The organism is Stieleria varia, from assembly GCF_038443385.1.
GTDB lineage: Bacteria > Planctomycetota > Planctomycetia > Pirellulales > Pirellulaceae > Stieleria > Stieleria varia.
Genome location: NZ_CP151726.1, coordinates 8,925,250 through 8,935,926, shown reverse-complemented (window position 1 = coordinate 8,935,926; position 10,677 = coordinate 8,925,250). Strand labels below are relative to the sequence as shown.

The window sequence follows — 10,677 nt, the reverse complement described above, 5'->3', positions numbered from 1 at the left end:
CGTGAGGAAATCGAGAGACGCAGGCATCGCGATCGCGCGAGTCACCGGCACCAAACGCCGTCAAATCGAAAGAGAACAGAGTCCCTACAGAGATAACGAGACGCGTCACGCAAAAAGTTTGCGCCGCCCCGACAAACAGAGAACCTGATGAACTAGGGCCTGTACAAAACGACAGGTCGCTAGGGTCGATGTTCTTGAAATTCAGAACCGCTGAACGTTTGCGATCTGGGTTACTGGGAGGATGTCCAGGTGATCTGGCATTCGGGCAACGTTTTTCGCAGTCGCTGGACCGCAGCCTCTGTGGTGGAAGTCGATTTGATCGACAGTGTCTTCAGGGCTAACTGGTCACCAATGATCCCGAGACCTGCATCCGAAATCATCGTCCGGTCCAAGAGCAAGTACTCAAGCGAGGGAAGTTCTGAAAGTTGTGGCAATCCATCGTCTGAAATTTCAGTGCCCGACAAATCCAATCGCTTCAACGACGGAAAACGCGACAAACCGTCTAGCGAACGGTCTGAGATGGCATTGTCTGCCAGGAATAGTTCCCTTAATTTCTCAAAGCCAATCAAAGTTGCGACGCCTTGATCAGTGATTGCCGTCGATTGAATGTCTATCGTCTCCAGCGTATCGCGATGGGGTAACAGGTGGATCACACCTGCGTCGGTAATGGCGGTTTGACCCAAGTAGAGCCATTGCAGTCGTTCAAGCCCGGCGAGGTGCTCCAACGCCAAGTCACTAAGCGGATTGCGTCCCAATTGCAACGCTTTGATGCCAGTTAGCTGGGCCAACTTTTTGCAGTCGTCGTCGGTGATCTCTCGCTCGTTGGCCTTGATGTTCAGCAAGATAAAGGGTTCCGCAGGCAATTGATCGATGCTGCGTACCGTCTTGGAGGGAAACAGGTAAAGTTCTGCGCCGCGGGCGACCAAGAATTCAGCCATTTTGCGGTGCAGTGCTTCCATTTGTGATTCCGCTCGCGGCACTTGGGTTGTGATCGCGTCGACCGGAGGTTGGTCAACGTTCTGGGTCAATCCCACGTTGGGGTCGGGAAGGATCACGTCCTCGTTGTCAGCGAAGTGATACGCGGCCGAAGCAGTGATGATTGCCAGAACTGTCAGTGCCACCCACAGCAATCCTGCATGGCGAAAGCGGCCCTTCTGCGCACCACCATCACCAATGGCTTCGGCAACCGAATGGCTGCCACCCTGATTGTGTTTGCCGATCAGAGTCAAATCGGAGCCACGGTTTTTGTTGGTGGAATGCTCGACCGACGAATCGGATGGCGAGGTGAACTCACGACCCTCTCTCCACTGTGGCTGACGACGCAGCTCGTCCAGCAATGCGGCAAAAGCCTCTTTATCTGTCAGCGAATTCAACGCTTCAGCCGCTTGGGTCGCTGATTCAAAACGCTGATGTGGCTCGTGCGACAAGAACCGCTCCATCACCGCGTACAGTTTCGGTGACATCGAATCACTGTGTAGCTCGGGATCTCGCCAATCTGTCGATGAAAAAAGCCGCCGGTCAGGTGGCTTGCCGGTCAGCAGGAAATACAACGTCGCGCCGAGCGAATAGAGATCTGACTGCCTTGAAATACCTTCTCGGCCAGAGATCAACTCGGGCGCCATGTAGCTCAACGTGCCCACGATGTGGTCTGTTTTGGTGAGTGACTCCTGCTGACTGTCCACGCGAGCCAGTCCAAAATCAATCAGGCGAACCACTCCGTCGAGCCCGACCAGCGTATTGGCCGGTTTGATGTCGCGATGAATCAGGCCGCTTTGGTGCAAATGCGACAACCCCAGCGCCGCCTGTCGGACGATCTCACACGCCACTCCGGGATGCAACGGCCCGAGTTGACGGACAATTCGATGGACATCGTGTCCTAGAATGTGTTTCATCACCACATAGTACCGATTGTCGTCGACTCCACCGTCGATCGCTGCGACGACATTGGGGTGGTCGATCTTGGCCTGCAAACGCATTTCACGCTCGAACCGGGCAACGGCGTGGGTGTCACTTTCCCGCCTCTGCGAGAGCAACTTGATCGCCACGGAGGTACCCAAGTGCACATGGCGAGCGAGATAGACGCTCCCCATCCCCCCTGAACCGATGAAGTCGCAAATCTCGTACTGACCGATCTGTGTTCCCCTCGCGATCCGAGAATGGTCAGCCGACTGCGAGCCTGAAAGAGTTTCTGGAATTCGCAAACCGCGACTGATGGCCTGCTGCAATTCCGATTCCGCTGCAAAGGCACCACTCGATTCCGATTCACCCATGCTGGTCAACAAAGCAGACAAACCTGCTTTGCCCGTTCGATCTTGCGGTTCACTGGTATCCGACATTTCCGCTCCCACGTTTTTGATACTCGTATTCCATTGCCCGCAACAGCTCAATCCCGCCAGAGCTCCATGGTGCCAATTGGAATAACGAACCCCGTCACGCAAAAATTTCTCGATCGGTTCGACGCGGTTCCTTAAAGCCCTTCTTCTCGTAGTAGCTCGATGACTCGCAATTTGGCTTGTCGCACCGCACCGGGGGTCATCCCCAAGTCCGCGGCGATTTCAGCCGCGGGATCCCCGTCGACGGCCAAACGCCAAAACGCCAGCCAAGTCTTGGGCTCGACTCGTCGACGAACCAACTCCAAAATTTCATAAAGACGGCAGATTTTTGCAATCAGCTCTTCGCTAGGAGTCTCGTCGATGCCGACAGCATCACTGATGCGATGGTCGTCGGATCCCCCCAATGCATCGGGAATGCGAGCTTGACCGCGGAAATAATCCCGGGCCGTGTTCAGGGTGACGACGAAGAGCCATGCGCTTAGGCTATTGCCCTGCTCGCGGTCGCGTTCCAAATGAGGCAGCGAAACAAAAAGCTGTATCAGGACATTTTGAACCAAGTCCGCCGCGTCTTGCGGGGCGATCGAATTCTGCCTGAGCCAGCGATAGACCTTCGGCGTGTACTGCCGAACCAGTGACTCCCAGGCCGCGTCTTCCTGAGCCCGTGCACGCTGGAGTGTGCCTGAGGAGACCGTGCTTTCAAGCGAACTTGCCATCTCTTGCTCTCCGCCTTTAATGTGAAACGCGTTCGCTGGATGAATCTTTCAAACAGACAGAAGACTTGAATGGCTCCTGTCTTGCCCCAAATCAACCGATTTACATCCTCTCAATACTTGGTTTCAATGATGAACTGCATCCATCGTAGAGGAACCTGATCTGCTGATTGTCGTCTAACGAGTGTGCGAATGCAACTTTCTGCCTTCATCGCACGCCAGAGTGCGTTTGAGGGAAACGGCGAACAGTTGGTGACCACCTGCAGCTGCTACAGCGTACAATGATGAGCCGAGCAACTCCTGCAAGGATGACGAGAGTGCTGCGTTGTCGTATAGAATGCCACTGCGTACTGCTTGCTTCACTCGCTGGATTCCTCATCTGTGTCTGTATATCAAGAACGATTGCTCGTCGGTTCCGCTGAAGTCACTTTGTGCTGCCCGAAGTGCAATGAATGCAACGAGACCGATGCCTTTCGTTTTCGAACGCGAGACAAACTGTACGGACTGATTGCCATTTGGGTCACGCACGAGACCGTTCTGAGATGTCCCGTTTGTGAAGCGACCTTTCGCTGTTCGACGCCGCCTGAGGAATTGGCGACTTTGACTCCGGATCAACTGGCGTCGATACTCAAGTTGAGAGTCGGGTTCGTTGACAAGTTTCTCGTCATCGCGGGTTGGATGGTCGTCTGCGCTGGCCCCGTGAGTCTCATTTTGTTCCTCGTCGCCTTTTTTCGATTGCCCAGGGCGGCAGCGGGGTGGCGACTCGGTGCCTTACTGGGGATCGGAACATCTAGTCTTTCAAGTCTTTTTATGATCGCAAGTGTGTTTTCAGCCCCATAGCTGCCGCGTTTTGAATTAGAAACGACCTTCGCACCCTTTCGAAGGCCCCGTGACGTCGCTTTGAATGGCTGGTGGCTAATCGTGGTCTTCGTTGAAACACTCATACTCGCTGTTCGTCTGAGGAAAGCCATGCTGCGACTTGTATTCCTGCTGTTGTTGTCGGTGTTTAGCTTCCCCCTTTATGGATCCGTCCTTTACGCTGATGAGCCAGCTGCAGACGCTCCTATTGACGACGACGCTGCCAACGATGGGACTTCTGAGGTACTGGTCAACGCGGCGGAGGCTTTGAGGGAGATCGTGATCAGTGATGCACTGGATCGAAGTTCAGATTGCCATCATCAAGCGATCAAGATCCTGAAGCAGCGGAAGTACCGCGACGAGAGATTCAACCAAAGGATTCGTGAAGCGTTCGGTGGCAACAAGGGAGATGAAGGGCGACAGAAAGAACTGGAGTATGCTCTCGAGATGATTCCGTACTCGACTTTGACTGGCACAGAATGCGTGAACCTGATATTGCCATTGTTTGCTGAGTACGCGAATGAGTTCGCAGAAGAAACTCAGCGGCACGCCGGTGCGATTTCGATCGGGGATTTCAAGCAGGACGGCCTACCCACTGCTGCCTTGGTCGCAATGCTGCGTAGATTTCCTAGTGAATTGACGCGGGTGTTGCCTGAATACTTAAGAAAGGGCGACGCAACACCCATCATGTGTTCTCTTGCGGAACTAACCGTCAAGGAAAACCTGGAAGTGCTACCGCTGATCGTGGATGCCGCCAAATCGGATGATCGTGCCACGAAATTAACTGGCCTTCATGCGTTGAACCACCTGCTCAGCGGTTTCAGTGACAGACGTGCCCTCGTTCAGAGTCAGGGTGCCATTGATTCGAAATATTTCAGTTACGCCGAGCGGCTCATCGGGCGCTACGATTTGAATCACGATGGCAGTTTGACTCAGGACGAATGGAAAACCATGCTCATGAGCCCGAGTGAAGCAGATACAGATGGTGATGACAAAGTGACCGCGAGCGAGTACGCAGTGTGGATGGAGAGTCAACGCAAATAGACTTTGTTGAGCGATTAAACTAGTCGCGTTGTTTCCCAAGTCGTATCCTGCATGACCATTCTATGAATCCTATGAATCGATTTCTTTTGTTGTTCCTACTCATCAGCCTGTGGATGCCCCATTGTTTTGCAGACGACGGTCCAGGACATGCTTTGGGGACGAAAGCTGAGTTGTTGTTTGAGGACGATTTTGAGCGGACGGAACTGGGGCCTTGGAAGGTCATCATTCCGGGTTTCAAAATCAGCGAGGGTGTTTTAGTGGGGACGCAGGATCGAGCCGATCATGGTTCGGTGGGGCGAGTGTATCTGCCCATGCAGGACTGCTTGGTGTCCTTTCGTTTTCAGCTGGCTGGTTCCCCTCGGTTCAATATCGTGTTCGACGACAAGAATCACAAAGGTTCTCACGCGGGACACATCTGTCGGGTCGCCGTTGCACCCAAACAGATTCGATTGGGTGACGACAAAGAAGGCGTGATGCGCAACGATATCTTTGCCATGCGGCGAGACCCCAAGCAGAAATCTGCGGCGGACAAGTTGTTGATCGGACGTGGAGTCGCCGCGGCGGTGGACTTGAAGTCCGATCGCTGGTACGAGATGACGATCGAGATCCTTGGTGATCAGATGCGAGTGACACTCGATGGCAAAGAAATAGGAGTCTTGAAATCGCCGGGCATCGCGCACCCCACCAAAGAAAGCGTCCACTTCACCGTCAACGGAAACGCCACACACATCGACGATGTCAAAATCTGGCGGTTGGAGTCCAAAGCGAAGTAAGGACGATCTCGCCCTCTCATAGCGCACTAGTGCACATGGTAATGGGATTCGCACGAATTCCTTCTGCACAGGATTTCTGGCGAAATCCACTACGGCATTTGCGGCGGAAGTGTCCTTAATGAAACGATGGCCTGGCGGAACCAGATTCAGTTCGCGGTGTGCTTGATGCGGTCGGCGAGGGCGTGGAGGTCGTTTCCTCGTAAGGCTCCTTCCACAAACGCGGGGAGATGGTCCGGGGTGCAGCCGAAGCAAGGGATTCCTAAGTCCGCGAGTTTCTTTGCGAGACGCTCATCGAAGTACGGCACACCGGAGTCAGACAGCGCAAGCAGACAGAGTACCTTGACGCCTGAGGCGACCATGTCTTCCAAACGCCGCACCAACTGTGCTTGATTTCCGCCTTCAAAAAGATCAGTCAACAGGATGAACAGGGTTTCATTGGGCGATGTGATGAACGATTCACAGTAGGCGACCGACTTGTTGATATCGGTTCCGCCACCCAGTTGAACACCGAACAACATGTCGACGGGATCGTCCCCACATTGTTCGGTCAAGTCGACAACTTCGGTGTCAAACGCGATCACGTGAGTCTTGAGAGCCGGCAGACTTGCAAAGATAGAGCCGATCACGGCACCGTAGACGACGGAGTCCGCCATGGAACCGCTTTGATCCATGTCGACGATCACCGTCCAACTATTGCTTCGTTGGGCTCGCGAGTAGAAGTAAACGCGCTCGGGAATCAGTTTCTGCAGATCGGTGTTGTAATTCTTGAGGTTCCTGCCAATCGTCCATTTCCAGTCGATCGAGCTGACGTTGGGAATCGGGGAATGGTCATTACGATTCAGGGCACCGGTGACAGCTTGACGAATCTTTTGCTCCAACTGCAGTTTGATTTGATCAACGACCGCGCGGACCACCATCCTGGCCGTTTCCTTGGTTCGCTCTGGGATTTGTCCGGAGAGTGACATCAGTGTGCCGACGAGTTGCACATTGGGTTGGACGTTTTTGAGCATCTCTGGTTCGAACAACAGTTCCCTGAGTCCCTTGCGCTCAATTGCATCGTTTTGGATGACCGCAACCACGTCTTCGCTAAAGTAATTCCGAATGTCACCGAGCCACTTGGCCATTCGCGGTGAGGAACCACCCAGCCCTGCAGAGCGTTTTCCTGATGAGCCGTCTTGTGATTCGTCATAGATCGCCGCCAATGCTTCATCCATCAGTCGCTGATCATCCGACAGCGTGGGACAGACCCCGGTGCCGCATTGATTGCCGAGTTCCGATTCTGCATCAGCTCCGAGGATCAATCGCCAACGTCGAACTTGTTCTTCATCGATTGTTTGCATCGTTCCTCACCGCTAGAAATCATCAAAATCAAATTCGTTCAACTCATCTAACTGCGATTGCTCGGTCTCGCTGAGGGGTTGCTCTAGGACTTCGCTGGCCAAGTCGGCACCGGTGCCCCAAGCCTCGCCCAAGTTTTCGCTGATCGCTCGCTTTTCCGCGACACTGAAGGCACCGAACGCACGACGCAGGAAGACAACGGACCGCGTGAACTGTTCATCGTCGAGATCGCCGATGTACGCATCGAGTTGTTTCCAGAGCGACTGGCGAGCTAGCAGAGCGTATCGGTTTCGACCTGCGAGACCTTCGAACCAACCCGCTCCCAAGTCGGCCGCCACACCCGGCGATAGTCGTCGAGACACTTCGCGTGACAACTCCTCGCTGTCCATTTGGGAGCGTTCCAGCAAGATCGCGCAGGCGTAACCCGACAGCGTGGGATTGCGATCATCACGCGAGGAAAGTTCATGGAGACGCTCCACCCACAAGGCTTCGTCGACCACGTCATCGTACTGCAGGGCGACTTGATTCAGTTGATCCATGGCGGCGACGATGCGTTTCGCTGCTGTCTGATCACACTGTGCCGATGCCACCAGTCCCAAGCAGGCTTGCACGAACAGCTCGCCCATCAGTGGAATCAAGGGCGCGGGATCGAAACGTCGAACATCTCCGTAGCGAATGGTCTGCATCAATTCAAATGCAGCGGATGCCGCGTCCGCGATCGACGATGCCTGAGCGGCCAGAGCTTGGAGTTGTGATTTCGCGGCCAGCATTCCCGGCAACAGTTCGCATCGCACCGCCACCGCGACCAATTTGGCGGCGTCGTTGACGTTGGTCGATTCCTCGATCAGTTGATTCAATCGAAACGCGGATGCCAGTTCGATGGTTTCGCCCAACAGGACCGCTTCGACCAACGCGATCTCGGCTTCGGGTGACCACTGCAATTGCCAGTTTTCCGCCCAGGTGGCAGAACTTTGGTGGGACGCCGCGGGCGATGCAAATGGAACCGACAGCAAGCTGAGTCGCTGCAAAAAGGTGGATCGATTGAGATCCAGAAAAGCAGCCTGCTCTGATTTCGCGTGTCGGTTTTCTCGCAGGTCCAGGGTCAAGTCGGACTTCGTCGTCGCCCGATACTTTTCCAGTTTCAAAGAACCGAGTTTCTCGTTGAAGTCATCTTGAATGGAGGTTTGGCTGACGCCTTTGGGCAGCGATCCGATGGCGGTCCCGACCTCGACTCTCGCCATGGGCTCGGCCAGCAACGGGCGATCCCCCTGTCCGATCACCGCAGTTGCAGCGTCTCGCAAATCGGCCAGAACCGGAGCGTGACCGTGCTTGAGTGACGTGAGCACCCTTGCCAATCGAACCGACTCAATGACTTCCGCGGTCGAGCGATGTGTGCCGCTGGCCCGCAATTGTCTCACGACATTGGTCAGGTAGCGTGGGGCGACTTGGTTGACACCGATGTCGATCCCGTTGTCCGCGTTGGTCAGACATTCCCACAGCATTTCAAAGTAGGCGGGAGCGTGATTGCCTGCGCCGTAGCCGGACTGTGACGAGAGTTTGAAATAGGAGTACGGCATCAGCGTGCGTTTGCAATCCAAGCGCGGCAGCAATTCCAGCTCGCTGTCCGTCATGGCGTCCAGCTCGTCACCCAGCGCGCTGGCGTGGAACGCGCCGACGACCACGACGATCCGTTGCGGTTGGTGACCTTCGGCGATCGCCGCGTCAATGCAGCGACGCATGAAGGATTCACGGATCAGGTTTTCGGCGACGTCTCGGTTGTTGTTTTCGCGGGCATCCGCTGAGTTTTCCTGTTCGCTTTGCTCGGTCTGGCGAAGTTGTTTTCCCAATTCCAACGCGGCTGATCGATAGCCACCGTCGATCTCCAAGTGTTCGAAGTATCTTTCCCAAAAGGATTCGTAGTCGTCCTCACCGGCCTGCTCGGCGATTCGCGAATAAACCGAGCGGCGAACCGGCACTTGGATCGCGGATGGCGGTTCCGCTGCAACATCCGGTTCAGCGAGTTCCTCGGGCGGGTCAGTCTCTTCTTCGCTCGCCGAAGTCTCTTTGGCGATCGCTTCTTCCCAACGTCGCATCATCTGGTCTTGCAGGGCCAGGAAGACTTCGGAGGGCAGATCGATGAAGCGAGACGGGACTCCGTGTTCGTCTGCCCAAGCGAGTGCCTGGTACTCTGGGCTGTAGCGTGCAACCGGGTACACCAGTGTGCGAACGGGGACCGACTGGCTGTAGGCGAGGATCGCGATGGGCGGTTTGGTTTGCGGACGGACGATGTCGTCGATCAGATCGGTTGCATCGTGCATCCCTTCGATCAGCACGATGGTCGGCTGAACCTGATCCAGGTGCTTGCGCAGTTGAAACGCCGCCATGGGGGAGAGGTGGCGTACGCCGAACACGGAAACGTCATTGCGTGACAGGCGTGTGTCGGCGGTTCGACTTTCATTGGCCATCAATGCGCTCAGCCGTTGAGTTCGTTGCACGCGTTGTACAGACTTCGCCAATCACTGCCACGTTTCTTCATCACGTTTTTCAGGTATTCCTGCCACACGATGGCATCCTTTTCCTCGTCGCGAATGATGGCACCCTGCAACCCGGCTGCCATGTCGTGAGCGGCAACGGTCCCGTCGCCAAAGTTTCCCGCCAGTGCCATGCTGCCGGCCAGCAGCGAGATGGCTTCGGCAGTGGAAAGAACGGCCGAAGGCGTTTTGACTTTGTTCTTTCCATCAAGTGTTTGACCGTCGCGAAGCTCGCGAAAGATCGTGACAATCTTCTCGATCGTGTCCGCGTCTGGTAGTTCAGCGTTTAAGTCCAAGCTACTGGCAAGGTCGCGAACACGACTGGAGACGATTTCGATCTCTGTTTCGATGTTCGAGGGAGTGGGCAGCACGATGACGTTGAAACGACGTTTCAGCGCGGCCGACATGTCGTTCACGCCACGGTCACGCGTGTTCGCAGTCGCGATGATCGAAAAGCCTTTTGCCGCGGGCAACTCCGTGGCGAGTTCGGGGACGGACAAACGTTTTTCGCTCAGCAGTGAAATCATGGCATCCTGGACTTCGGACGCACAGCGAGTGATTTCTTCGAAACGAGCGATCGTACCGGACTCCATGGCCCGATAAATCGGACTCTTGATCAAAGCGTCGTTACTCGGTCCGTGAGCGATCAGCATCGCGTAATTCCAAGTGTAGCGGATCTGCTCTTCGGTGGTTCCCGCCGTGCCTTGAACGACTTTGGTGCTGTCACCATTGATGGCCGCGGCGAGATGTTCACTGAGCCATGATTTTGCGGTGCCGGGTTCGCCGATCAACAGTAACGCTCGGTCGGTGAGCAACGTCGAGATGGCGACTTGCACGATCCGATCGTTCCCGACGTACTTGGGTTGAATCTTCAGCTTGCCAACATCTCCACCCACGATGTACTTCAGGACGCTGCGCGGCGACATGCTCCATCCGGTCGGCTTGGGATCTTTGTCGGCCTTGATCAACGCGTCGATTTCTTCGGCAAAGGCGATTTCGGCGGGCTGGCGCAGCATCGAATCGTTCGCCACGGTGTCGCTGGAGGAGGAAGGTTTCTTTTTTGCCATCGGTCAGGTTCTCGTCCTTGTGG

8 protein-coding genes are annotated in these 10,677 nt (G+C 55.2%); 3 read left to right on the top strand and 5 right to left on the bottom strand.

Annotated features, from left to right (window positions below; all coding sequences use genetic code 11):
- Positions 1-230: 230 nt before the first annotated feature.
- Together Pla52nx_RS30280 and Pla52nx_RS30275 are read right to left on the bottom strand one after the other, a co-directional pair.
- Positions 231-2,336 carry a protein kinase domain-containing protein gene (locus tag Pla52nx_RS30280; protein ID WP_146523142.1) on the bottom strand — a complete coding sequence of 702 codons (2,106 nt, stop codon included), beginning with the start codon at positions 2,334-2,336 and terminating at the stop codon, positions 231-233.
- Positions 2,337-2,467: 131 nt separating this feature from the next.
- Positions 2,468-3,046: an RNA polymerase sigma factor gene (locus Pla52nx_RS30275; RefSeq protein ID WP_146523143.1), complete on the bottom strand. Its 579-nt coding sequence runs from the start codon at positions 3,044-3,046 to the stop codon at positions 2,468-2,470.
- A 378-nt stretch (positions 3,047-3,424) separates the two neighbouring features.
- On the opposite strand from Pla52nx_RS30275, the gene Pla52nx_RS30270 reads away from it, so the two are divergent.
- The 3 genes from Pla52nx_RS30270 to Pla52nx_RS30260 all read left to right on the top strand — a co-directional run bounded on the left by Pla52nx_RS30270 (position 3,425) and on the right by Pla52nx_RS30260 (position 5,718).
- Positions 3,425-3,883, top strand: coding sequence for a hypothetical protein (locus Pla52nx_RS30270; RefSeq protein WP_146523144.1), 459 nt, complete (start codon positions 3,425-3,427; stop codon positions 3,881-3,883).
- Positions 3,884-4,012: 129 nt separating this feature from the next.
- Positions 4,013-4,945, top strand: a complete 933-nt coding sequence (locus tag Pla52nx_RS30265; protein WP_146523145.1) for a hypothetical protein — start codon at positions 4,013-4,015, stop codon at positions 4,943-4,945.
- A 71-nt stretch (positions 4,946-5,016) separates the two neighbouring features.
- Positions 5,017-5,718, top strand: coding sequence for a hypothetical protein (locus Pla52nx_RS30260; protein ID WP_146523146.1), 702 nt, complete (start codon positions 5,017-5,019; stop codon positions 5,716-5,718).
- A 146-nt stretch (positions 5,719-5,864) separates the two neighbouring features.
- Here the strand turns inward: Pla52nx_RS30260 and Pla52nx_RS30255 are convergent, their stop codons facing one another.
- The 3 genes from Pla52nx_RS30255 to Pla52nx_RS30245 are packed head-to-tail and all read right to left on the bottom strand — an operon-like array spanning position 5,865 to position 10,654.
- Positions 5,865-7,058, bottom strand: a complete 1,194-nt coding sequence (locus Pla52nx_RS30255; RefSeq protein ID WP_146523147.1) for a VWA domain-containing protein — start codon at positions 7,056-7,058, stop codon at positions 5,865-5,867.
- Between the two features lie 12 nt (positions 7,059-7,070).
- The gene (locus tag Pla52nx_RS30250) at positions 7,071-9,551 is read right to left on the bottom strand and encodes a DUF5682 family protein (RefSeq protein WP_231742725.1); all 2,481 of its coding nucleotides are present in this window, start codon (positions 9,549-9,551) and stop codon (positions 7,071-7,073) included.
- Positions 9,530-10,654, bottom strand: a complete 1,125-nt coding sequence (locus Pla52nx_RS30245; RefSeq protein WP_197455058.1) for an AAA family ATPase — start codon at positions 10,652-10,654, stop codon at positions 9,530-9,532. The genes Pla52nx_RS30250 and Pla52nx_RS30245 overlap by 22 nt, the downstream gene beginning before the upstream one ends.
- Positions 10,655-10,677: the final 23 nt, after the last annotated feature.